Here is a 22,151-nt window from a genome sequence, read left to right on the forward strand (position 1 = left end):
GCTCGCCCGCCAGCTCTGGGCGATCCTGCTGCCGGCCTGCCTCGTGCCGCTCATCGGGCTTGTCGCCATTGCGCGCATGCCCACCCTCTACACCGCGACCGGTACAGTCCTTTACGAGCCCACCGGCTATGCGCCGGAGGTGCTGCAGTCGATCCTCAAAACCGATCCGACGACCGATACCGTGGTCGCGAGCCAGGCGGCGATCCTGGCGAGCCTCGGGATAGCCCAACGGGTGGCGGATGCGCTCGATCTTGCCCAGGCGCCCGGCTTTGCCCCGCCGCTCGGCCTCGGGCCCACGGCGCGGAAGGAAACGCTGGACGCTGCCGTGCTGAAGGCGATCGCGGTCGCCCCGGTCGGCGCCTCCCGCGTCTTCGCCGTTTCCTTCACCGCGCGGGACGCCGCACTCGCGGCCGCGGCCGTTAATCGGATCATGGATCTCTATCTTTCCGACCAGCTGGAAGCGAAGACAGCCGCGCTCGGTGCCGCGAATGCCTGGATGCAGCACCGTGCCAAGGCGCTGCGCGCCAAGGTGACGGCGGAGCAGTCGGCGATCGCCCGTTACCAGCAGGCGAATGGGCTCGTCGCCGGTGTGCAGGCGCGCATCGGTACGGAGCAGATTTCGGCGCTGGGCGACGAGCTGATGCGGGCCGAGAATGACCTTGCGGCGGCGCGCGCCCGCCGTGAAGTCGCCAGTGGCGGCACCGGCGGCGGATTGCCGGACGGACTGGTCTCGATGCGCCTCGCCGAAGCCGAGGCGGCGGGCAAGCTCGACGCGGCCCTCGCCCATCTCGGCCCGAACCACCCTGAGGTGCGGGCGCTGCGCGAACAGATGGCGACGCTGCAGGCGGCCGCGGGCACCGAGATGGCGGCGGTGCGCGCGGGGGTTTCGGGCGATGCCGACGCGGCGGCCGGGCGATTGCGGTCGCTCAGCCAGAACCTCATCCTGCTCAAAGCCGAGGCGGCGCGGGAAGCGGCGGCCGAAGTGCCGCTCGCCGCCATGCGCCAGGATGCGGAGGCGACGCGCAATCTTCTCCAGGCGGTGCTGAGCCGCATGGACCAGACGGCCCAGCAGGCGGCGATCCAGGCGCCGGATGCGCGCATCCTGTCCCGTGCCGAGCCGCCGACGCGGCCGTCCTCACCCAGGACCGACTTGCTGCTGGCGGCAAGCCTGCTCGCCGGCCTCGTGCTCGGCGCCACGCTTGCCTGGGCGCGGGAGGTCGGGGGCACGGGCTTCCGGACGGAGGAGGAACTGCGTGCCGTGCTCGGCCTGCCGCCGCTCGGCGCCATTCCCGAAATACGGGGTCGGGCGCAGGCCAGGCAGGCGGAGTTTCTGCGCGAGGGCGGCGCGGCGTCCGCTGCCCTCGATCAGCTGCGTGGCCGGCTGCGCCATGCCTTGGGTGATCCCCGCATCGTCGCGGTCACCTCCAGCCGGCCCGGAGAGGGCAAATCCACTCTGGCACTTGCTTTGGCCCGGCGGGCGGCGCTGGCGGGGGAGCGCGTGCTGCTGATCGACGCCGACCGCGTGCGGCCCAATCTTAGCCGCATGATGGGGGTGGCCGAGAGCGCGGGTCTCGCCGATTTGCTGCGTGGCCTCGCCCCCGGCCAGGCGCTGATCCGGCGGGACAGTCTCGCGGTGCTCGATTTCCTGCCGGCGGGCGTGGCGCCGGGGGTCGCGCCCACGCCCGGGCGGCTTGGCGCGGTACTGGATGCCACAGGGTGGCGACGGAGCTACGATCTCATCCTGATCGACGCGCCGCCGCTGCTCGCGTGCGCCGACGCGCTGATGCTGGCCGATATCGCGGACGGTATTCTTTTCTGTCTGCGCTGGCGGCGGACGCCGCGCCGGCTGGCGCTGCATGCATGCGGCCTGCTCGGCCGCCATGGTGTGCGCACCGCCGGTGCCGTGCTCACTGGCATCGTGCCGCGTGCCCGCGCACTGCGCGGCTTTCCGGAGGCCGAGATGGCGGCCGCCGCCTATGCCGACTACCGGAGAAGGTGGGCGGCGGGCGCCCGGCGACGCCCAACCAGCGACTGCGCGGCCACCGGCCCGAGGATCCCGGCGGCGAGCAGGAGCGGCGCGAAGAGGGGGAACCACCGCGCCTCCCAGGGCATGACGGTCATCAGCAGCGCCTTGGCGAGGCCGATGAAGATCGTGTTGAGCAGGTAGATGGCAAAGGCATGTGGGCAGAGCCAGTCGAGCGTTGGCGGCAGGCGCGCGGCGAGGCGCCGCACCGCCGCGTGCAGGGCCGGGATGGCGAGCGCGCTCGCGGCCAGCAGCAGCGGCGCCCGCGGAATGCGCATCAGCAGCCCTTCCGCCGCCAGCAGCAGGAGCAGGCCGAAGCCGATGGCGAAGAGGCCGAGCAGCGTGCTGTGCTGTTGGTCCAGGAAGGCGCACCAGCCCGTGTCATGCCGCTCGGTCAGGATACCCGCGAGATAGAAAGGCAGGTAGAGCAGCAGCCGGTCGGCGAAAAGCAGCGGCGGCAGTGGCAGCGGCATCACGGCCAGCGACAGCGCAAGAAGCAATACCTGTCGCTCGCCGAGGAGCGTGAACAGCGGCGGCACGCACACGGCATAGGCAAACAGCACAACGAGATACCAGACCGATTGCGCCGGGCTGTCATCCGTCCGCCACAGGAGGTTGACCAGTCCTCCCGCGAAGGAGGCGGGCGCATGATCGACATGCAGAAAGCCTTGGACCAGGCATTTGCCGGCGAGGATGGCGAGGCCGAAGAGTAAAGCGGGGCCCAGCCAGTGCCGCGCCCGGCGCTGCAGCAGGGCGGCCCAAGCCGGGCCCGAGACCGTCGCGGCGCCGGACCACCCGGCGGCGTAGCCGCTCAGATAGAACAGAAAAGGGATGTGGAAGGTGTAGAGGCTGGCGCGCAACGGCTCATACCAGGCCGCGCCCCAGCCGGGGCCTGACGGATCTTGCCGCGCCACGAGATGACCAAGGACGACGAGCAGCACGCCCAGCGTCTTGCCCCGATCTAAATCTCGTCTGCGCCATTGGCCTTCCTTCATGACATGTTAATATCGATATCGTAACGATATGGCCAGACGTCATGGTTCCTTGGGCGCCAAGGCGCGGGGAGGTGGCCCGCCGCGCGGCAATCACGTGTCTCGCCGCCATGCCGTGCCTGGCCTGGCCTGGGGCGGCCGCGCGGGCCCAACTCATCGACAGCGCCTATCCGAAGGACGTGCCGGGCTTCGATACGGCGCGCGGAGTCTCCGTCACCTCCCGCATTCAGGATGACGTCGCCTGGAGCCAGATTCCTCTCGGCGCCGGCTTGCTCCATCCGGAGGTGACGGAGAGCCTTTCCTATGACAGCGCGATCCTTGCCGGGCAGCGCCCAAGCTGGATCGTCTCGACCCGGCCCTCCGTCACCTATACCTCCGTCGATCCCGCGCGCGGTGAGGCGATCGGCGCCGTCGCCTCGGTCGATGACGAACGCTACTCCCAGGCACCCGACCAATCCTACACCGATTGGACGGCGGCGCTCGGCGGCGTCGTCGACATCGCGAATTGCAAGGTCACCGCCGGCTACGCGCATCTGGCACTCCACGAAAACGACAATGATCTCGATGCCGCGCAGTACGAGCGGCCGCTCGCCTATGCCGTCGATATCCTGCGCCTGTCGGGGGAGACGCAGCCCAGTCGCCTCTCGCTGCGGCCGAGCGCCGATCTCATGCGCTTCGCCTTTGGCGAGGCGACGATCGGCGGCGCGCCGGCACCGCAATCCTATCGGGACCGCCTGGTGGGCGACCTCGGCCTCACCCTCGACTACGGCATCATGGGCTATCGCGATCCGAACCAGTTCGAAGTCGTGATCCGCACGGGCGGTGCGCGCTATCCCAACACGACCCTCGATCAGCCGGGCCGGGATTGGGTCGGCGGCAGCATCCTCCTGGGCGTCGAGCATGATCTCGACGGTGTCTGGGGCTGGCGCGTCGCGCTCGGTGTCGGTGGCCGGGCCTATGCCAACGCTTACCAGGACCAGTTCGTGCCTCTGGCAGAGGCAGCGCTGACCTGGCAGCCTTCCGAGCGCACGACCTGGCACGGCGTGCTGTTCCGCCGGATCGAGGATGCCACGAACGAGGGCATCGGCGGTTATGTCGCGACTGTCGCCGGAATCGCCGCCGACCACGAATTGCAGCGCCACCTCATCCTGCATCTCGGTGCAGATATCGAGCGGGCGACTTATTCCGGCGGCACCCGTCAGACCATCACCAGCGGTCGCGCGGGGCTGCTCTGGCTGATGAGCCGTAATCTGCGCCTCAACGCAACTGTGATCTTGAGTGATCATCAAAACGGCGGTGCCGCTGCCGGCGATCCATCCTTCGGGGAGGATGCCGTTCTGCTCGGCATCACGGCGGGGCTGTGAGAGTTGCCGCATCCCGGCCGTTTCTTGGCCTCGGCCTGCTCGACGCAGAGCCCGAGGCGGTGGCGGCCCTGCTCGCGGCCCGGCCGGCCGGGGCCCCCTTCGCCTATCTGGTGACACCGAACGCGGATCACTTCGTGCGGCTGGCGCAAGAGCAGGCACTCCGTCCGCTCTACGAGCAGGCCGCATGGCGCACGCTCGATTCGCGCGCTGTGGCTTTGGCAGCCCGGTTGCTCGGTCTCGCATCTCCTGCGGTCGCGCCCGGCGCGGATATCCTGGCGGCTCTGCTGGAAGGCCATGTCCGGCAAGGCGACCGGCTGACGGTCATCGGCCTTTGCCTCCAGGGCGTGGCTGTTCTGCGTCTCCGTCTGCCCGGCGTGGAAATCGCGCATCATCTGCCGCCGCCGGGCCTCGCGGGCGATCCGGCGGCCTGCCGGGCAGCCGTCGCCTTCGCCCTGGCCCATCCCGCGCGCTTCACGCTGTTCGCCGTCGGCTCTCCCCTGCAGGAAAGCTTAGCGCTGTCTACGAAGTCTGCCGCGGGCGCGACCGGCGCGGGCCTGTGTATCGGGGCCGGGCTCGATTTCTGGACCGGCGTCACGCCGCGCGCACCGCGCTGGATGCGCCGGGCCGGCCTGGAATGGACATTCCGTCTTTTTCAGGATCCGGAACGCCTTTGGCGCCGATACCTGGTTGTGGACCCGGCCATTCTGCGCTTTCTGCTGGCAGAGAGATCGCAAAGCCGTGGCCGGCGGGGGGTGCGCTGGCCCGCCGGCCCCCCGGTGTAGTACAAGTTTTGCATCACCACGCTGCCACGCCTGAAAGCGTGTGGACTGATGCGGTAAACGCAACAACAAAAAGGATAGTTCGGTGGCCACTGAGAAGGCGCAGAATGTTCAGGACGTGTTTCTGAACCATGTGCGAAAGAACAAGACGCCGGTCACGGTGTTTCTGGTGAACGGGGTCAAGCTCCAGGGGATCATCACCTGGTTCGACAACTTCTCCGTGCTCCTGCGGCGGGACGGGCATACCCAGCTTGTCTACAAGCATGCGATCAGCACCGTGATGCCTGGTGCACCGATCCAGCTGTTCGACGCGGCGAAGGCTGAAGGCGCACCGGCGCGTGAGGTGTTGACGGTCCCGACGGCATGACTGAACGCGAGATCGACGGCGCGCCCACCCGGGCGGCCGTGATCCTGCCTTGGGAACGGGAGGAGGTTTCCGACAGCCGCCGTTCTGCAGAGGCGCGGCTGGCCGAGGCCATGGGCCTCACCGCCTCCATCGGCCTCGTGATTGTGCATTCGGCGATCATGCCTCTGCGCCGGCGGCGCCCCTCCGCTCTCTTGGGCGAAGGTCAGGTCGAGATGGTGCTGGCGGATCTGAAAGCCCACGAGGTCGGCCTCGTGGTGATGGATACCGCGCTCAGCCCGGTACAGCAGCGCAATCTGGAAAAGGCCTGGGGCTGCAAGGTGATCGACCGGACCGGCCTCATCCTGGACATTTTCGGGGAGCGGGCGCGCACCAAGGAAGGCGCGCTGCAGGTGGAGCTTGCCCATCTCGATTATCAGCGGTCCCGTCTCGTGCGGTCCTGGACCCATCTGGAACGCCAGCGCGGCGGCTTCGGCTTCCTCGGCGGCCCCGGCGAAACGCAGATCGAGGCGGATCGGCGCATGATTGCCGTGCGCATGGCGCGGCTCAAACGCGAGATCGAGGAGGTTCGCCGCACCCGCGGCCTGCACCGCGAGGCGCGCCGCCGCACGCCGTATCCGATCATTGCCCTCATCGGCTACACCAATGCCGGCAAGTCGACGCTCTTCAACGCGCTGACCGGCGCCTCGGTCCAGGCGGAGGATCAGCTTTTCGCGACCCTCGATCCCACCATGCGCCATATCGCGCTGCCTTCCGGGAGGCCGGCGATCCTGTCGGACACCGTGGGCTTCATCAGCGAATTGCCGACCGAACTGGTGGCCGCCTTCCGCGCGACGCTGGAAGAGGTCGCCGAGGCGGATGTGATCCTGCATGTGCGTGATATCGCCCACCCGGACACGGCGGCGCAGAAGGCGGATGTGCTCGGCGTGCTGAACGCGATGGTGCGGGACGGCAATCTCGATGCCGACTGGCCGAAGCGCACCATCGACGTGCTCAACAAGGCCGATCTTCTGGGCGGCACCGCGTCCGTGCCGGGTCAGGTGGAAGGTGGAGCCGCCGTGCCCATCTCTGCCTTGAGCGGCGAGGGGCTGGACGTGCTGCGCCAGGTCATCGACGATCGTCTGGCGAGCGCCAAGGAGATCGCTTCGTTCGAAATCCCATCCTCGGATGGGGCGAAGCTTGCTTGGCTCTACCGCCATGGCGAGGTTTTGGCTCGCGAAGACCAGGAGGAGGCGATCCGCGTGACTGTGCGTCTACTGCCCGAGGATCGGGCCCGTTTCGAGAGCCAGGGATGAGCGGCTTTTCCGAGAGCGATCTGCGCGCCCTGTGGGCGCTGATGCGCGAAGCCGCACGCCGCGAGATTCTGCCGCGCTTTCGCCAGTTCGACACCTGCGATGTCCGCACCAAATCCGGTCCCCTCGACCTTGTGACGGACGCAGACGTGGCGGCGGAGCGGCACATCACCGCCGGCATCCATCGGCTTTTCCCCGGGGCGCTGGTGGTGGGGGAGGAGGCGACGGCCGCGGATCCCACCCTCCTCGCCAAGATCGCCGGTGCCGATCTCGCCGTCGTGGTCGACCCGGTCGACGGCACGGCCAATTTCGCCGCCGGCCTGCCGCTCTTCGGCGTCATGGCGGCGGTGATCCGGAACGGCGAGATCGTGGCGAGCGTCATCCATGATCCGATCGGGGATGATGCAGCGCTTGCTGTGCGCGGCATCGGCGCTTGGATGGAGGCGCCGTCAGGCAAGCGTTTCGATCTCCGCGTGGCCGAAGCTGTACCGCTCGAGTGCATGACCGGGGCGATCAACTGGCGCTACATGAAGGAGCCGCAGCGCAGCCGGCTGCTGAGCCAATTGCCGCGCTTCGCGACCACCTGGGACTATCGCAATGCCGCACATGAATACCGGCTTCTGGCGCAGGGCTTCGCCCATGTTGCGGTCTTCGCGCGCATGATGCCCTGGGACCATGCCCCGGGCTGGCTCATCCACCGCGAGGCCGGGGGCTATTCGGCCCGGCTGGACGGCAGCCCCTATACGCCGACGGAGACCGACGGCGGGATCATCCTGGCGCCGGACCGGGACAGCTGGGACGTGGTGCGCGCGCTGATCGAGTGATGTGTTGCATCGTCAACCACGCTCGTCGAGCCACGCCCGCGCCATGACCAGATCAACCCGGAAGCGGGCGGTTTCCCGCTCCTGCATGGTCCTGTCCGGCAAGCGCAACAGATAGGAAGGGTGGACGGTCGCGACGAGGTGGCGGCCGCCCTCCCATTCCATGACACGACCGCGCTGGTCCGCGAGGCGGCCATCGAAGCCGGTCAGGCCATAAAGTGCGGTTTTGCCCATGGCGATCACCAGGCGGGGCTGCACCAGTTCCACCTCCTGGGTGAGCCACCAGCGGCACTTTTGGATTTCGCCGGCATTCGGCTTCTGGTGGATGCGCCGTTTGCCGCGCGGCTCGAACTTGAAGTGCTTGACCGCGTTGGTGACGTAGACCGTCTGCCGGTCGATCCCCGCTTCCTGCAAAACCCGATCGAGCACCTGGCCGGCCGGGCCGACAAAGGGCCGGCCGGCCAGATCCTCGGCATCGCCCGGTTGCTCGCCCACGATCATGACCGCGGCATGGTCCGGCCCTTCGCCGAACACCGTCTGCGTCGCCTGGGCATGGAGCGGGCAGCGCGTGCATCCGGCCGCTTCCCGCCGGGCGGCGGCCAGATCGTCCGAACTCATGTTTGTGTCCAGATCGGCAAGCGCCGCCTGCGTCCGCGCCTGCAGCTTCGCGTGGAACACGGGTGGTTCGCGCAGTTCCTGCTGGGACATGGCGGCGACGCGGGCAGGGGCCTGTGCAATGAGGTCGTGAACAAGAGCGGCCTCCGGTAGATTTTTCCAGTATTTCCTGGGCATCTCCGATCGCATCGCATGTGGCTTGACGCGGGCCGGATTGAAGATGGATGCGTAATAGGTCAACCACAATTGATCCGTCGCATCCGCGAGTGCCGGCTTCTTTGCCGGGTCATCAGATACGACCACGTCCCCGCTTCTGCAGGCGATGCTGCCCTGGGGCGTCAGGATCATCCAGTCCATGTCTGCGAAGCGCTGCGCAAAAAAGGGCGCCACGCGGCGAAGGATGACATGATCGGGCTCGAACCAGGCCAGAAAGCGCCTGCGCTCTGATTGGCTCTCATCCGTCACCTCGCGAAAGCGGACGAATGCCGTCATTTTGTGGCAGTCGCGCCCCACCGTTTTCTCCAGGCGCGACAGGGCGGCGATGTCGGGGTCGGCGGCAACCGAGAGCAAAGCGGGCGTCGTTTGCAGGCGCCACAACACGCGGTAGAGGAGCGCGAAACGGCCCGGGTCGCTATGGCAGAGGCAGGCCTCGGCCAGCGCCACGAAGCGCCGCGACACCCGAACCTCAGAGGCTCCGGGAGCCGGGGCAGGGGGCTCCGCCGCAAACAGGCCGGGATCGCCCGAGGTTGACCAATCGACCGCCTCTGGCGGCGTGCCGGCGGTAAGAAGAGCGCGCGCGGCGGCACGCCACTCATCGAGCTCGCCCCTGCCGATCAGGCCGATTCTTTGCATTACAGCAGCGCCAACTGTTGCCCGCGCGGCTGGACGAGTTTCACGAGATCGGCGCGATCGACCATCCGCTGACCTGTCCATCCCTCCGCCAGCAGAAAGGCGCGGGCCTTGCGCAAGGGAATGCGCAGCCGTGCCAGGTCCTCCAGTCTCAGGCGCCGGTGCGGGCGGGACGCGATGATGGCGTCTACCGCTTTCACGCCCAGCCCGGGCACGCGCAGCAACATGGCGCGCTCGGCGCGGTTCACGTCCACCGGGAAATGCGCGCGGTGAGCCAATGCCCAGGCAAGCTTGGGATCGAGGGTCAGATCGAGCATACCGTCCGGCCGGGACGCGGTGACCTCGTCGACGGCAAACCCATAATAGCGGTACAGCCAGTCGGCCTGGTACAGTCGGTGTTCGCGGGCGAGCGGCGGCCGCGCAGGTGGCAGGCGACTGGATGCGTCGGGGATCGGGCTGAAGGCCGAGTAATAGACGCGCTTCAAGCCGTAACTGCCATAAAGCCGGGCGGCCGAGGCAAGAATGCCGGCATCGTTCGTGCTGTCCGCCCCGATGATCATCTGCGTTGATTGGCCGCCGGGCGCAAAACGCTGCCGCCGCTTGGTCTGCAGGCTGGGTTCGGCCGCAGCCTCGATCCGCATCCGCACATCGCCCATGCTGCGCCGGATGCCCGCCGGTCGCTTTTCCGGCGCCAACGTGGCCAGAGAGGCATCGCTTGGCAGTTCGACATTGATGGACAGCCGATCGGCATAGAGACCGGCCTGCGCGATGAGCCCGGAGGACGCCTCAGGAATGGTTTTCAGGTGGATGTAGCCGCGGAAATTGTGCCGTTGCCGCAGGTCGCGCGCCACCTGCACAAGCTGTTCCATCGTGTGGTCGGCGGAGCGAATGATCCCTGAGGAGAGAAACAGCCCTTCGATGTAGTTCCGGCGGTAGAATTCCAGCGTCAGCCAGACGACCTCATCTGGCGTGAAACGCGCACGCTCGACATTGCTCGAGGAGCGGTTGATGCAATAGGCGCAGTCATAGACGCAGAAATTCGTGAGCAGAATTTTGAGCAGCGAGATGCAGCGGCCGTCCGGCGCATAGGAATGGCAAATGCCGCTGCCTGTCGTGGAACCGAGGCCGCTCTTGCCCGCGGACTGGCGCCGCTCGGTTCCGCTCGAGGCGCAGGAGGCGTCATATTTGGCGGCGTCCGAGAGGATTGCCAGCCGTTCCTGAAGAGACCTGGGCATCCACGTTCTATATTTGTTCACGCTCTGCAGCGCAAGCCCGGCGGGCAACACAGGCCAGTGAGGCCGCGGTTAAAACCGCCGGTTAATGGTGATGGTGATGCCGTGGGTGATCATGCGTTCCGAGGACTGGCCGTAGAGATCGCCCGTTGTCGTCACACCGGGATTGGTCGTGGTGTTGGTGAATGACGAAAAATAGCGACCGACTTGGGCGGCGGTCTCCGTGAAGCTGTAGGCGATGTCCAGGAACCAGTCATGGGTCAGGAAATAGGTGCCGCCCAGGGTGGCGCCCGCCCCCAGCACCCAGCCCGAACTCTGGAAATCCTGCGGCGCACCGGAGACGTTCACGGTCTGGCCATTGATATCGGCATAGCCGACCAGCCCGTTCAACTCGGTGGTGGCATGGGTCATGGTGCCGCCGAGGCCGAGATAGACGAAGCCCTGGCCGAGATCGTGGCCGATGAAGGGCATGGCGCCAAAGCGGCTGTCTGCCCGAACCCGGTAGCTTTGCACCACCGCCGTGCCGGTGAAGGGTTGATAACTCTGCGTCGACGCATAGGCGATGATGCCGGCTTGCGGAATGTCGACGTTTTGCACCGTCTCTTCCGCCAGCAGATCGGCGTAGGACACGCGCATTCCCCAGAGCCAGGGGCTGGTCCCGAAATGCCGGTAGTAGCCAAGGCGGATTTCGGGGGCCGTGGTCACTGGGATTGCAGGGTCAACCGAGCCCGGTCCCCAGGCGCTGCCAACCGAGACCAGCGCGTCAGCAGCGTAATTGCGCGAGGTGCCGACGGCATAAAGACTCTGATGCCCGAAATCGACCCCCTGGATGCCGAGGCCGACCCCGCCGAAGAAAGCGCTGCGTGGTGCAGCGGCCGGCGCGATCCAGCCCTGGGCGAGGCCGGGCTGGGCCAGGGCAAGGAGCGCCAGGATCAGCAGGCCAGGCCCTGCCGCACATCGGACGAGAAACGGCGGCGCGCAGTGCAACGTCCCAGGAATGGCCATGATCGCTTCCATTCAGATTCGCAAGATGCGTTTCTGCAATGAAAGATAGATCTTAAAGATGATTCTTCAACAAAGATATTTCAAATAAATGCTTAACAGCTTCTCGATCATTGCGGTGGAGTAATTCCTTGCTCGCCATAAAGGATGCGCGCGGCATGGCCAGGCGCGCCCTTGGCTGGAAGGATCAGGACCTTCACGCCAGGATGCAAGGCGCGCAGCGTGCCGGGTTCCACCGTCACGATCGGCACGCCGTGCGGCACCCGGATCTTCTGTTCCCCGCCGTCATAGGTCACGGTCATCACTTCGCCATCGGCGTGGCTGAGGTGCCCCACGGTGCCGTTGGTCATGGAACTATGCGGCAGCAAGTCCCAGGCATAATGGCCTTCGCCCGCGCCCTGCATGGAAGGCGGGAAGACAGTCACCTCGAGCGCCCGCAACGTGCCACCCCCGGCCGGCACCGTGGCGCAGCCGATATAGCTGCCCGGCTGGATCGCGGTGAGGGCGACCGGCTTTTCGCCCACGTAATGGGTGGCGTCGTCGAGGATGAACGAGACAGCCTCTCCCGTGCGGTCGTTCACCGTGATCTGGTGCGGCGAGATGGCGAGAATGCTGCCGCGGATGCGGCTTTCGGTTTGACCTGCGCAAACGGCCTGCGCCGCCGCGATACAGAAGCTCAAGGCAAGGCCGAACTGGGCGAGGGACGAATGGCGCATGGCAGGGGAAGTCCTCGGCAGAGGGGTTGCAGGGCCGGTCTCTCCCCGGATGCGACGCGTCCGGGGCACGTCTCTTCGCCTGTGGGCGCCTACCCGGCGGCAAGCGGCCCTATCGCCCTCAGCCCCCCTTTCAGCCGCGGCGGCGGGCCTCCATCCTAACCCGCGCGGCACGCCCGAACTCGCGGAAGATCGCGGTCGAAAGTGTATCCTCGCCGAAGCGCCACTCGGGATGCCACTGAATTGCAGTGGTGAAGGCCCGCGCTTCCGGATGGCGGAAGGCTTCCACCACGCCGTCCGGCGCCCGGGCTTCCACGACCAGGCCGGGGGCCAGCCGGTCCACGCCCTGCTCATGCAGGGAATTCACACGCCACCGGCTCTCGCCGCCGACCCAATCCGAGAAGAGGCCGCCCGGCTCCAGCGCCACGTCATGCACCGGCGCATATTGCTCGGCGACCGGCAGCGTCTTGTCGTAGCGATGGTCGAGCGGGCTGGTCGCCACCTCATGCAGCTTCGGATGCAGCGTGCCGCCGAAGGCGACGTTCATCTCCTGGCAACCGCGGCAAACGCCGAGCATCGGCACCCCGGCGGCGAAAGCCGCGCGGATGAGGCCGATGGACAGCGCGTCCCGGTTCGGGTCGGCCGGTAGAACCTGGTCTTCGGGCGGGCGACCATAGAGCGGCGGCGCGACGTTGGAAGGGCTGCCGGGCAGGAAGATACCGTCCACGAGGTCAAGGATCTCGGCGAAGTCGATCGGCCGGGGGGCGGGTGTGCCGTCGATGTTGGAAAGCCGGCCGGGCAGCAGGATGGGCTGCGCATCGGCGCCCACCGCCACGGCATAGATGTATTTCTCGACGACGAGATGAGCAACATGGCCGGACACCGCCGTCACGTCGCAGACAAAACCAATAACCGGCCTAGCCATGAAAGAGCATCCTTCGCGAAGTCCTGACGATCAATTAGGCGGCAGCGCGGCGGCTGCCCAGACGAGCGATTTGCAATCCAGCCGCGAGCCCATCAGGCCGCAAGCCGGCCGGAATGGGCGAGATGGCCGATGCCGGTACGGATATCCTCGGCGATCGCCAGACGCAGGGCCGCCACGTCGCCCGTCTCGATCGCGACCAGCGCGTCCAGGTGATAGTCGTGCCCGACCGCCTGAACCGGCATGTCCTCCAGCGCCGCGCGCATGAAGGGCCCCGTCTGCAGCCACACGCTCTCGATCAGCGGCAGTAGCACGCTGTCGCCCCTGGCGCCGTACATCGTGAGGTGGAACCGCATGTTTTGCTCCACCACCGTCTCGGCTGCGCCGGCCACGACGGCGGCATCGACGAGGGCGTTGATGGCGCGCAGGTCGGCCAGCCGCGCACCGTCGATCAGCGGCAGGGCGCGGGCGGCGGCTTCGGTCTCCAGCGCGGTGCGCGCCGCGAGCAGCTCGTCGAACCGCTCGGCCGTCATCACCGGCACGCGCACGCGGCGGTTGTCGAGCAAGGCGAGCGCTCGTTCGGCGACCAGCCGGCGCAGCGCCTCGCGCACCGGCATGGCACTCACCCCCATGGTCTCGGCGAGGCCGCGGATCGTCACCGCCTGGCCGGGCGGAAAGCGGCCGGACATGATGGCCTGACGCAGCGAGTGGAAGACCCATTGATGGATCGGTTCGCCGCCTTCGCGCGCGGGCATGGCCAGAGAAAATGGGTCGTCAGGCATTTCCGCCTCATTGCACATCGGGCACGCCTTCTGGCGCCCTTTGCCCGCGGGCGCCAGTGCGGATTTATTGCATAAGGCGCTTGCCTAATGTGATCACATTATGCCGTAATGCAAGCATCAAAAATCGGAGACAATCATGACGGTGCTTCCGCGCGTCGCGGTCGGTGGAAAGTCGAAGAAGTCCGAGGGCGGCGCCATCGTCGAAGCCTTCGTCGTCGATGGCAACGGCGTGCCGCGCGGAAAATGGGTTCCGGCCGAAAAGCTTTCGGACGTCAGTGACAAGGGCGTGCTCATGCCGCGCTCCGTCTTCGCGCAGGACATCTGGGGGCGGGACGCGGACGAGGCCGGCCTCGCCCACGGCACCGGCGATCCGGACGGGCTGTGCAAGCCAGTCGAGGGCTCCGTGCTGCCCATCTCCTGGCTCTCCCGCCGGGCCACGCAGGTCATGCTGCGGATGGTGGATGCCGATGGCGCGCCCTTTTTCGCCGATCCGCGGACGGTGCTGGAAAATGTGCTTGCCCGCTTCGAGAAGGCGGGCCTCACGCCCGTCGTCGCGACCGAGCTGGAATTCTACTTCATCCAGCCGGTGGAGATGGCCGGCGAGCGGCCGCGCCCCTACGGCGCCGATGCCGAAGGCTTCAAGGGCTGGCAGCAGAACGTCCTCGCGATCGATGAGCTGCATGCCTATGACGTGATCTTCGCCGATATCGCGCGCTATGCGGCGGAGCAGGGCATCCCGCTTGACGGCATGGTGCGAGAGAATGGGCCCGACCAATACGAGCTCAACGTCACCCATACCGATGACGTCGTCCGCGCCGCCGACTGGACCATCATGATGAAGCGCATCGTGAAGGGTGCTGCCCGCCGCCACGGCATGGACGCGACCTTTATGGCCAAGCCCTATGGCGGGCTCGCGGGCTGCGGCATGCATACCCATCTCAGCCTGCTCGACCGTGCCGGCGCCAATATCTTCGTCGCGGAAGGCCATGAGCCGGGCGGCAAGCTGCGCCAGGTGGTGGGCGGCATGCTGGAGACGATGAAGGACAGCATGTTGATCCTCGCCCCGCATGCCAATTCCTATCGCCGGCTGACGCCCGCCAGCCACGCGCCGACGCGCCTGACCTGGGGCATCGACAATCGCACGGCCGCCATCCGGGTGATCGAGCAGGGCCCGGCGACCCGGATCGAGCATCGCGTGGCCGGAACCGACACCAATCCCTATCTGACCCTGGCGGTCATCCTCTCGGCCGCGCTGCATGGGCTTGAGCACGCCTCCGTCCCGCCCGAGCCCTTCGCGGGCGAGCACAGCGAGTCAGGTGCCGAAGGCCTGCCCACGACTTGGGACGAGGCGCTCGGCCGTTTCGAGAGTTCGGACTTCATCGGGCGCGCGCTCGGAGAGCGTTACCGCCACATCTACGCCTCCGTGAAGCGCCAGGAAATCGAGGAATTCCGTGCCCATGTCACGGAATTCGAATATGACGCCTATCTGAGGAACGCTTGATGCAGGCGGCCCACACGCCCTCCTATTACGCGGCGACTGCGCATCCGCAGCCGGAGCGTCCCGCCCTGGTGGGGGACGTGAGCGCCGATGTCTGCATCATCGGCGCGGGCTTTTCCGGCATCTCGGCAGCACTCACGCTGGCCGAGGCCGGGTTCCGGCCCGTCGTGCTGGAAGCGAAACGCATCGGCTGGGGTGCCTCGGGCCGCAATGGCGGCCAGATCGTCAACGGCTATAGTCGCGATCTCGGCGTCATCCGCGCGCGCTATGGCGAGGATGCGGCACGCGCCCTGGGGGCCATGTCCCTCGAAGGCGGGGACATCATCCGGGACCGCATCGCCCAATACGACATCGACTGCGACTATGTGCCAGGCGGCTTCCTCGCCGCCTTCTCGGCACGCCAGATGCGCGAGCTCGACCACATGAAAAAGATCTGGGAAGGCTACGGCCACCACGAACTCGAAATGGTGGACAGCGCAATGCTGCCGGAGGTCGTTTCGAGCGAGCTTTATGTCGGCGGCCAGATCGATCATCGCGGCGGCCATATCCATCCGCTCAACCTCGTGCTGGGCGAGGCCCGCGCGGCCGAAGCCCAGGGTGCTACGATCCACGAGGACAGCCCGGTGACGGGGATCGATGATCAGGGCGCGTCCGTGCTCGTGAAGACGGTCGCCGGCTCCGTCCGCGCCGGCACCGTGCTGGTCTGCGGCAATGCCTATCTGGGCGACGCGGTGCCCAACCTCACCAACAAGATCATGCCGGTCTCGACCCAGGTGCTGACCACGGAACCCCTTGATCCCTCGCTGCTGGACCGGCTTCTGCCGCGCAATTACTGCGTCGAAGACTGCAACTACGTGCTCGATTACTATCGCCGCACGGCGGATGATCGTCTGCTTTTCGGTGGCGGCATTGTCTATGGCGGCACCGACCCCGCGAGCATCGAGGGCAAGATCCGCCCGCATCTGGAAAGGACCTTTCCGGAGTTGAAGGGTGTGGCTGTGGACTTCGCCTGGAGCGGCAATTTCGCGTTGACGATGACGCGCGTGCCCCATGTCGGCCGGCTGTCGAAGAACGTGCTTTTCAGCCATGGCGACAGCGGCCACGGTGTCACCACAACGCATCTTCTCGGCCGCCTGCTGGGAGAAGCGGTGCAGGGGAGGATGGAGCGTTTCGACGCCTTCGCGCGCCTGCCCTATCACCCCTTTCCGGGCGGCCGAGCCTTGCGCGTGCCGCTGACGGTGCTCGGCGCCTGGTGGTACGGATTGCGCGATAAGTTGGGCGTGTAGATTTACGGGAGAGAAATGCCATGCTGGATATTCCGAACGACATCGACCATCTGCGCGCCGCCGACAATGCGCATCATCTGCATCCCTTCACCGATCACAAGGCGCTGCGCGAGGGGCGCGTACGCGTCATCACCCGCGCCGAGGGCGTCTGGATCACTGATGGGGACGGGCACCGCCTGCTGGACGGCATGGCCGGTCTCTGGTGCGTCAATGTCGGCTACAGCCAGCCCTCCATCGTCGAAGCCGCCAGCCGCCAGATGGCCCAGCTTCCGTACTACAACTGCTTCTTCAGCAGCACGACACCGGCCGCTGCCGCCCTGTCCGAGCGTCTGACGGGCCTGGCTCCTGCCGGGCTGAACCATGTCTTCTACGCCTCCTCGGGCTCTGAAGCGGTGGATAGCGCGCTGCGCATCGCGCGGCAGTTCTGGAAAATCCAGGGCCGCCCGGAAAAGCGCATCATCGTCGCCCGCGAATATGGCTATCACGGCTCGACCATCGCTGGCGCCTCGGTGGGCGGCATGAAGGACATGCACCGCCAGGGCGGCGACATGCCGGACTTCGCCCAGGTCATGACGCCCTATACCTGGCGCGATGCCGGTGACCTGTCACCCGAGGAATTCGGGCTCAAGGCGGCGCAGAGCCTGGAAACTTATATCGAGGAGGTCGGCGCTGACCGCGTCGCGGCCTTCATCGGCGAGCCCATTCAGGGTGCAGGTGGCGTCATCATCCCGCCTGACAGCTACTGGCCGGAAATCCAGCGGATCTGCCGCAAGCATGACATCCTGCTGATCGCCGACGAGGTGATCTGCGGGTTCGGCCGCACCGGCGCGATGTTCGGCTCCTTCGCCTATGGCATCGAACCCGATCTGATGACGACAGCCAAGGGCATCACCTCAGGCTATGTGCCGCTTTCCGCGATCTTCGTGGGGGATCGGGTGGCCGATGTCTTCATCGAACAGGGCGGCGAATTCTACCACGGCTTCACCTATTCCGGGCATCCGGTCGCCTGCGCAGCCGCGCTCGCCAATCTCGACATCATCGAGGGCCGGAACCTGGTCGGGGCGGCAGCCACCCAAGGGGCGAGGCTGCTGTCGGGGCTGCGCTCGGCGCTGGGCGACCATCCGCTGGTGAGCGAAATCCGGGGCAGGGGGCTGATGGTCGCGCTGGAATTGGCCGAGGACCGCGCCGGCCACAAGGCCTATCCGTCATCGCGGAAGGTCGGGCCGACCTGCCGCGATTTCGCAACCGCCGCAGGTCTCGTCATGCGCGCCTGCCGGGACACCATGGTGCTTGCCCCGCCGCTGGTCATTTCGGACGAGGAAGTGGGGCTGGTGGTGGAACGCGCGGCCCGCGCCGTGGACCAGACCTGGGAGTGGCTAAAGACCAACTGAGCGAGAGGCCTTCTTTTTTTGCAGAAAAAGAAGCAAAAAGACTCTCTTCAATCAGGGGGCGGCGGCGATGGATTGGCATCTCTATTTCGGCTTCGTCGCCGTCACTTTTGTCCTCGGCTGCATTCCTGGGCCGAATGTCGCGCTGATCATGGCGAACAGCGTCTCGCACGGCGTGCGCTACGGCCTCGCGACCGTTGCCGGCACACTCTCCGCCCAGGTGATTCAGCTCATAGCCGTCGCCCTTGGGCTGACGGCTTTGCTTCAGGGCCTTGGCACCTGGTTCGCGGTCATCCGCTGGGCGGGCGTCGCCTACCTCCTCTACATCGGCATCCGCCAGTGGCGGGCGCCGGTCGTGGATCTCAGCCGCATCCAGGCAGGGCGCAAAGTGCCGCTGCGCGCCATGCTGCCGCGGGCGGCGGCGGTCTCGCTGACCAACCCGAAAGTGCTGCTCTTTTTAGGCGCGCTCTTTCCGCAATTCGTCTCCACCGCCCATCCGCTGCTGCCGCAGGTCGCCCTTCTGGCCGCGACCTTCCTCGTCATTGTCGGCATCATGGATTCCGGCTGGGCGCTGCTCGCGGGCCAGTTGCGCGGACTGCTCGGCCGCCACGGTCGTCTCCGCAACCGCGTCTCGGGCGGCATGATGATGGCCGCTGCCTGCGGTCTGGCGCTTGCGCATCGGCGGTAGAGAGAGGGCAGGTTCTGGAAATCTGGCCTGCCGCTCTTAGAAGCCGTTCACCGAGCCCGCCATGCACGCCCGTCAGCCGTGTCGGCTTCCGCCACGGCCCCTCGCAAGCTTGCTGGTACCGCGGCCGGAACTCACCCGCGTCTCCTGCCATTCCCGGATGATCAGCGCCAATCCGTCTTCGTCGACCTTCTCGGCCGCTTCGTTCGCCGGGAACCAGACCCGTCTGCGCTGGGATTTCTCTGGCCAGGTGGCGGCTTCATTGGAGACCAGGAGCGGATAAACCTCGACCTGATAGAGCCGCTCCCCTCCATCGGACAGCCTTTTGGCATAGGGATAGGCGCCAAGCAGCTTTCGCGAGGCGGTACCCTTCACGCCGGCCGCCTGAAAGGCCTCGATCTCGGCGGTCCGATGCGGATGGCGGCCTTCCGCGGGCGATCCTGTCGGGATGACCCAGCCCCGCGTCTCGCGGCTGGTGATGAGCATGATCTCGAGCCCATGTCGTCCTAGCCGATAGGGCAGGGCTGCAAACTGAAGATCCTCGGAGAGGTCGGATTTCGCCATGCCTCCCTTTGTGCAATCGGGGCGCCGATGTCCAGGGGTTTCTCAGCAGGGCATCAAACACCTGGCCCTTTATTGTTTGAAATATTTGCGGACGGGCTCTCAATGCCTCTGAGTGCTCTTGCTCAGTGCGTTTCGACCACCCGTCCGCTGCTGGCGACGATTTTCCTCGTCGCCGCCCGCATCATGCCGACGGTCATGCGCCTGTGCGTTTTGCCTGCGTGATCCAGTCTTTCGCGGCGGGCAATTCGGAAAGGCTGAAAAGCCGGAGTTCTCCGTGAACGAAAGGCTTGAAGATGGTGATCATCGTTCGCAGCCAGGCTTGGTCGGCAACCACGGCGACGTGGCTGAAATCATGCCAGTGCTTGATCCCGAACACGGTGTCGTCCCACATCGCCCCAAGCTTGAAGCCCTTAAAATCCTTTCCGATTATATAGATCATCTTGGCCGGCCCCTTGGCGATCATGGCCTCTGCCTGCGGGATCAGCGTGTCGCGATAGTCCTCGTGCGTCACCTCGCCACTGGCTTCAATCGCCATGACGTCCGGCGGCATTCCCTCGATCAGAATGAACATTGCGATCCTCTCCTTTGCGATAGAAGCGGAGCATGCGCCTCGCGGTTGCCTGTCCAGGCAACCGCCTGCGCAGGAGTTAAGCCTTCAGTCCAGCTCGGAATCTAGTCAGGTCTCCTCTTGCAGTGGTGGCGGGGTAGGTCCTGTCAGCCCCGATGTCCTCCGCGTCGCGCCGCCTCAAAGGCCGAAACCTCGGCCTCCGTCAGCGCGAGCGGCAAAGCCCGGCCCGTGTCGGCCGATTGCTCGCCCGCCGCGATCGCCGCCATCAGGGCGACCGCCTCGGCCAGCGTCACCGGGTTCGGCCCCCGGCCCCGGATCGCGTCCCGAACCGCCTCGTAATAGCGGCGGTAATCGCCATCGACCGCCGCCATCAGCTCAGGCTCGGCGCTCGCCCCGTCGATGATCGTCGCCGAATCGAGGTCGATTCCCCAATCCAGATCACCGGGAACCATACCGGCGCGCAGCTGGCTCTCCTGCACGTCGACGTTGAGCTTCACGAAGCTCGCCTCCGTGCCGTGCAGGGTGAAACGCGCCCGGCCGCCGGCGACGAGGCAACCGGCTGAGAGCAGGACATGCAGCCCGGGATAGGTCAGCAAGGCATGGAACCAGTCCGGCGCCGTATCCGCCCGGCGCTGCATAGCGGTATGCACGGTGAGGCTTTCGGGCAGTCCGAACAGCTTGAGCGCCTGATCGGCGAGATGGGAGCCGAGATCGAACCAGAGGCCGCCGCCCGGCCCCGGCCGCTCCCGCCAGCGATCTTGCACCTCCGGCCGCCAGCGGTCGATGCGGCTTTCGAATTCAACCAACCGGCCCAGCCGGCCGCTGGCCAGCGCCGCCTCCACGGTCAGGAAATCGCTGTCCAAGCGGCGGTTCTGAAAGACGGAGAGCACCCGCCCGGCTTCTTCGGCGGCGGCGGCCACGGTCCGCGCTTCAGTGAGCGAAATGGTGAAGGGCTTGTCGACGACCACATGCTTACCGGCGGCGAGGGCGGCGGTGGCGAGCGGCGCGTGGCTCGTATTGGGCGTCGCGATGACCACAAGATCGACACCGTCCGCACGGGCCGCAGCCTCGGGGTCAGCGATGACCCGGGTGCCGGGTGATGTTGCGTGGACCTCCGCCTCCGGGCGGCTCGACCCGATGACGGTGAGATCCAGCCCGGGCACCGCCCGGATCAGCGGCGCATGGAAGACGCGGCCGACATAGCCATAGCCGATGAGGGCGACGCGGATGGGGGCGGCTTCAGCCATCGGATTCTCTTCTTTCTCGTTCCGGTTCGAGGGCCTGGGGACGGAGCATGCTCCGCCCACGGAGCGGGATTTTCAACCAATGAAAACATCGGGCCGCGATGGCGGATGAGCAAAGCGGCGCCCCGTGTAAGAAAGGTGGCGTTAACCATCACAAACGGCTACGTTGGTTTCAGAAAAAACAAAAAACCGGCTTGCCATAAGGCTTTCATTGCTGAACGGTAGGCATGATCAGACCAACGGGAAACGGCAAAGATGGCTCAAGTCTCTCTCAGGACCCTCCAGAAGACCTATGACGGCAGCGACGCGCTGGCGGTCAAAGGCATCAATCTCGAAATTCAGGATGGCGAATTCGTCGTCCTCGTCGGCCCCTCTGGCTGCGGCAAATCCACAACGCTCCGCATGATCGCGGGTCTCGAGGATATTTCCGGCGGCGAGATCGACATCGGCGGCCGCGTCGTCAACGACGTGCCGCCGCGGGATCGCGACATCGCCATGGTCTTCCAGAACTACGCGCTCTACCCGCACCTGTCGGTGTACTCCAACATCGGCTTCGCGCTGGAGAACGCGAAGGTCGATAAGGCCGAACGGGACCGGCGGATCCGCGCCGCGGCCGAGACCCTCGGCCTGGGCGACCTGCTCGGGCGCAAGCCCAAGCAGCTGTCAGGCGGGCAGCGGCAGCGGGTGGCGATGGGCCGGGCGCTGGTCCGGGAGCCCTCGGTGTTCCTGATGGACGAGCCGCTGTCCAACCTGGATGCCAAGCTCCGCGTGCAGATGCGCTCGGAGGTGCTGCGGGTGCACCGGTCGCTCGGCGCGGCCACGCTGTACGTCACGCACGACCAGACCGAGGCGATGACGATGGGCGACCGGGTCGCCGTGCTGCTCGGCGGCGTGCTCCAGCAGTACGACACGCCCCGGGCGCTCTACGACCGGCCGGCCAACCTGTTCGTGGCCACGTTCATCGGCTCGCCGTCGATGAACCTGTACGAAGCGGGCCTGTCGGCGGACGGGGGTTCGGTTGCGCGGCCCACGGTGGTGCTCGGCTCCCAGCGGCTTGACCTGCCCGCCCAGGTGGCCGCGCGGGTCGCCGCCTACCAGGGCCGCAAGGTCGTCGTCGGGATCCGCCCTGAGGACCTAGTAATCCCGGACGGGGCCAGTTCCGGTTCCG

At 66.7% G+C, this 22,151-nt stretch carries 20 protein-coding genes and 1 pseudogene; 11 read left to right on the top strand and 10 right to left on the bottom strand.

Annotated elements, in window-relative coordinates:
- Positions 1 to 997 precede the first annotated feature (997 nt).
- Positions 998 to 1,783: pseudogene (locus VL752_RS11290) on the top strand (GNVR domain-containing protein); the annotation flags it as partial.
- Between the two features lie 200 nt (positions 1,784 to 1,983).
- Here the strand turns inward: VL752_RS11290 and VL752_RS11295 are convergent.
- Positions 1,984 to 3,018 carry an acyltransferase family protein gene (locus VL752_RS11295; RefSeq protein WP_325355204.1) on the bottom strand — a complete coding sequence of 345 codons (1,035 nt, stop codon included), beginning with the start codon at positions 3,016 to 3,018 and terminating at the stop codon, positions 1,984 to 1,986.
- A 71-nt stretch (positions 3,019 to 3,089) separates the two neighbouring features.
- On the opposite strand from VL752_RS11295, the gene VL752_RS11300 reads away from it, so the two are divergent.
- The 5 genes from VL752_RS11300 (at position 3,090) to VL752_RS11320 (ending at position 7,638) form a co-directional block, all read left to right on the top strand.
- Complete coding sequence (locus VL752_RS11300; RefSeq protein WP_325355206.1) at positions 3,090 to 4,379, top strand: outer membrane beta-barrel protein; 1,290 nt, start codon at positions 3,090 to 3,092, stop codon at positions 4,377 to 4,379.
- Positions 4,376 to 5,161, top strand: a complete 786-nt coding sequence (locus VL752_RS11305; RefSeq protein WP_325355208.1) for a WecB/TagA/CpsF family glycosyltransferase — start codon at positions 4,376 to 4,378, stop codon at positions 5,159 to 5,161. Before VL752_RS11300 ends, VL752_RS11305 begins: the two co-directional genes overlap by 4 nt.
- A gap of 82 nt (positions 5,162 to 5,243) precedes the next feature.
- Positions 5,244 to 5,525 (top strand): RNA chaperone Hfq, encoded by a 282-nt coding sequence (hfq, locus tag VL752_RS11310; RefSeq protein ID WP_325355210.1) that lies wholly within the window; start codon positions 5,244 to 5,246, stop codon positions 5,523 to 5,525.
- Positions 5,522 to 6,817, top strand: coding sequence for a GTPase HflX (hflX, locus tag VL752_RS11315; protein WP_325355212.1), 1,296 nt, complete (start codon positions 5,522 to 5,524; stop codon positions 6,815 to 6,817). The genes hfq and hflX overlap by 4 nt, the downstream gene beginning before the upstream one ends.
- The gene (locus tag VL752_RS11320) at positions 6,814 to 7,638 is read left to right on the top strand and encodes an inositol monophosphatase family protein (RefSeq protein WP_325355213.1); all 825 of its coding nucleotides are present in this window, start codon (positions 6,814 to 6,816) and stop codon (positions 7,636 to 7,638) included. Before hflX ends, VL752_RS11320 begins: the two co-directional genes overlap by 4 nt.
- 12 nt (positions 7,639 to 7,650) lie before the next feature.
- Here the strand turns inward: VL752_RS11320 and VL752_RS11325 are convergent, their stop codons facing one another.
- From VL752_RS11325 to VL752_RS11350, 6 genes are all read right to left on the bottom strand, one after another.
- Complete coding sequence (locus tag VL752_RS11325) at positions 7,651 to 9,102, bottom strand: UdgX family uracil-DNA binding protein (RefSeq protein ID WP_325355215.1); 1,452 nt, start codon at positions 9,100 to 9,102, stop codon at positions 7,651 to 7,653.
- Positions 9,102 to 10,334 (bottom strand): putative DNA modification/repair radical SAM protein, encoded by a 1,233-nt coding sequence (locus VL752_RS11330; RefSeq protein WP_325355217.1) that lies wholly within the window; start codon positions 10,332 to 10,334, stop codon positions 9,102 to 9,104. Before VL752_RS11330 ends, VL752_RS11325 begins: the two co-directional genes overlap by 1 nt.
- A gap of 69 nt (positions 10,335 to 10,403) precedes the next feature.
- On the bottom strand, positions 10,404 to 11,336 hold the full coding sequence (locus tag VL752_RS11335) for a hypothetical protein (RefSeq protein WP_325355219.1): 933 nt from the start codon (positions 11,334 to 11,336) through the stop codon (positions 10,404 to 10,406).
- Between the two features lie 107 nt (positions 11,337 to 11,443).
- Positions 11,444 to 12,049 (bottom strand): hypothetical protein, encoded by a 606-nt coding sequence (locus VL752_RS11340; protein ID WP_325355221.1) that lies wholly within the window; start codon positions 12,047 to 12,049, stop codon positions 11,444 to 11,446.
- A 130-nt stretch (positions 12,050 to 12,179) separates the two neighbouring features.
- A complete protein-coding gene (locus VL752_RS11345) occupies positions 12,180 to 12,971 on the bottom strand; it encodes a gamma-glutamyl-gamma-aminobutyrate hydrolase family protein (protein WP_325355223.1) in 792 nt (263 codons plus the stop codon).
- A gap of 92 nt (positions 12,972 to 13,063) precedes the next feature.
- Positions 13,064 to 13,750 (bottom strand): GntR family transcriptional regulator, encoded by a 687-nt coding sequence (locus VL752_RS11350; protein ID WP_325355225.1) that lies wholly within the window; start codon positions 13,748 to 13,750, stop codon positions 13,064 to 13,066.
- Positions 13,751 to 13,886: 136 nt separating this feature from the next.
- Here VL752_RS11350 and VL752_RS11355 point away from each other — a divergent pair, with 136 nt between their 5' ends.
- From VL752_RS11355 to VL752_RS11370, 4 genes are all read left to right on the top strand, one after another.
- On the top strand, positions 13,887 to 15,251 hold the full coding sequence (locus VL752_RS11355; RefSeq protein WP_325355227.1) for a glutamine synthetase family protein: 1,365 nt from the start codon (positions 13,887 to 13,889) through the stop codon (positions 15,249 to 15,251).
- Positions 15,251 to 16,534 (top strand): NAD(P)/FAD-dependent oxidoreductase, encoded by a 1,284-nt coding sequence (locus VL752_RS11360; protein WP_325355229.1) that lies wholly within the window; start codon positions 15,251 to 15,253, stop codon positions 16,532 to 16,534. Before VL752_RS11355 ends, VL752_RS11360 begins: the two co-directional genes overlap by 1 nt.
- Before the next feature lie 20 nt (positions 16,535 to 16,554).
- On the top strand, positions 16,555 to 17,925 hold the full coding sequence (locus tag VL752_RS11365) for an aminotransferase (RefSeq protein WP_325355231.1): 1,371 nt from the start codon (positions 16,555 to 16,557) through the stop codon (positions 17,923 to 17,925).
- A 67-nt stretch (positions 17,926 to 17,992) separates the two neighbouring features.
- Positions 17,993 to 18,610 carry a LysE family translocator gene (locus VL752_RS11370; RefSeq protein WP_325355233.1) on the top strand — a complete coding sequence of 206 codons (618 nt, stop codon included), beginning with the start codon at positions 17,993 to 17,995 and terminating at the stop codon, positions 18,608 to 18,610.
- A 72-nt stretch (positions 18,611 to 18,682) separates the two neighbouring features.
- On the opposite strand, the gene VL752_RS11375 is transcribed toward VL752_RS11370, so the two are convergent.
- From VL752_RS11375 to VL752_RS11385, 3 genes are all read right to left on the bottom strand, one after another.
- Entirely contained in the window at positions 18,683 to 19,171 is a 489-nt protein-coding gene (locus tag VL752_RS11375; RefSeq protein ID WP_325355235.1) for an NUDIX hydrolase, read from the bottom strand.
- 193 nt (positions 19,172 to 19,364) lie between these two features.
- Positions 19,365 to 19,742 carry an STAS/SEC14 domain-containing protein gene (locus VL752_RS11380; RefSeq protein WP_325355237.1) on the bottom strand — a complete coding sequence of 126 codons (378 nt, stop codon included), beginning with the start codon at positions 19,740 to 19,742 and terminating at the stop codon, positions 19,365 to 19,367.
- Between the two features lie 143 nt (positions 19,743 to 19,885).
- The gene (locus tag VL752_RS11385; protein ID WP_325355239.1) at positions 19,886 to 20,986 is read right to left on the bottom strand and encodes an oxidoreductase; all 1,101 of its coding nucleotides are present in this window, start codon (positions 20,984 to 20,986) and stop codon (positions 19,886 to 19,888) included.
- Between the two features lie 252 nt (positions 20,987 to 21,238).
- Here VL752_RS11385 and VL752_RS11390 point away from each other — a divergent pair.
- Positions 21,239 to 22,151, top strand: a 913-nt coding sequence (locus tag VL752_RS11390; RefSeq protein WP_325355241.1) for an ABC transporter ATP-binding protein, incomplete at its 3' end; no start/stop codon positions are given.

Origin of the sequence: Acidisoma sp., assembly GCF_035492295.1 — a bacterium.
GTDB lineage: Bacteria > Pseudomonadota > Alphaproteobacteria > Acetobacterales > Acetobacteraceae > Acidisoma.

What these genes read in the sequence shown, in the direction of transcription:
- VL752_RS11330 (WP_325355217.1), bottom strand. Translation starts at nt 10,334, where the DNA reads ATGCCCAGGTCTCTTCAGGAACGGCTGGCAATCCTCTCGGACGCCGCC.
- VL752_RS11370 (WP_325355233.1), top strand. Translation starts at nt 17,993, where the DNA reads ATGGATTGGCATCTCTATTTCGGCTTCGTCGCCGTCACTTTTGTCCTC.
- VL752_RS11350 (WP_325355225.1), bottom strand. Translation starts at nt 13,750, where the DNA reads ATGCCTGACGACCCATTTTCTCTGGCCATGCCCGCGCGCGAAGGCGGC.
- VL752_RS11340 (WP_325355221.1), bottom strand. Translation starts at nt 12,049, where the DNA reads ATGCGCCATTCGTCCCTCGCCCAGTTCGGCCTTGCCTTGAGCTTCTGT.
- hflX (WP_325355212.1), top strand. Translation starts at nt 5,522, where the DNA reads ATGACTGAACGCGAGATCGACGGCGCGCCCACCCGGGCGGCCGTGATC.
- VL752_RS11375 (WP_325355235.1), bottom strand. Translation starts at nt 19,171, where the DNA reads ATGGCGAAATCCGACCTCTCCGAGGATCTTCAGTTTGCAGCCCTGCCC.
- VL752_RS11295 (WP_325355204.1), bottom strand. Translation starts at nt 3,018, where the DNA reads ATGAAGGAAGGCCAATGGCGCAGACGAGATTTAGATCGGGGCAAGACG.
- VL752_RS11345 (WP_325355223.1), bottom strand. Translation starts at nt 12,971, where the DNA reads ATGGCTAGGCCGGTTATTGGTTTTGTCTGCGACGTGACGGCGGTGTCC.
- VL752_RS11335 (WP_325355219.1), bottom strand. Translation starts at nt 11,336, where the DNA reads ATGGCCATTCCTGGGACGTTGCACTGCGCGCCGCCGTTTCTCGTCCGA.
- VL752_RS11365 (WP_325355231.1), top strand. Translation starts at nt 16,555, where the DNA reads ATGCTGGATATTCCGAACGACATCGACCATCTGCGCGCCGCCGACAAT.
- VL752_RS11360 (WP_325355229.1), top strand. Translation starts at nt 15,251, where the DNA reads ATGCAGGCGGCCCACACGCCCTCCTATTACGCGGCGACTGCGCATCCG.
- VL752_RS11355 (WP_325355227.1), top strand. Translation starts at nt 13,887, where the DNA reads ATGACGGTGCTTCCGCGCGTCGCGGTCGGTGGAAAGTCGAAGAAGTCC.
- VL752_RS11380 (WP_325355237.1), bottom strand. Translation starts at nt 19,742, where the DNA reads ATGTTCATTCTGATCGAGGGAATGCCGCCGGACGTCATGGCGATTGAA.
- VL752_RS11320 (WP_325355213.1), top strand. Translation starts at nt 6,814, where the DNA reads ATGAGCGGCTTTTCCGAGAGCGATCTGCGCGCCCTGTGGGCGCTGATG.
- VL752_RS11385 (WP_325355239.1), bottom strand. Translation starts at nt 20,986, where the DNA reads ATGGCTGAAGCCGCCCCCATCCGCGTCGCCCTCATCGGCTATGGCTAT.
- VL752_RS11325 (WP_325355215.1), bottom strand. Translation starts at nt 9,102, where the DNA reads ATGCAAAGAATCGGCCTGATCGGCAGGGGCGAGCTCGATGAGTGGCGT.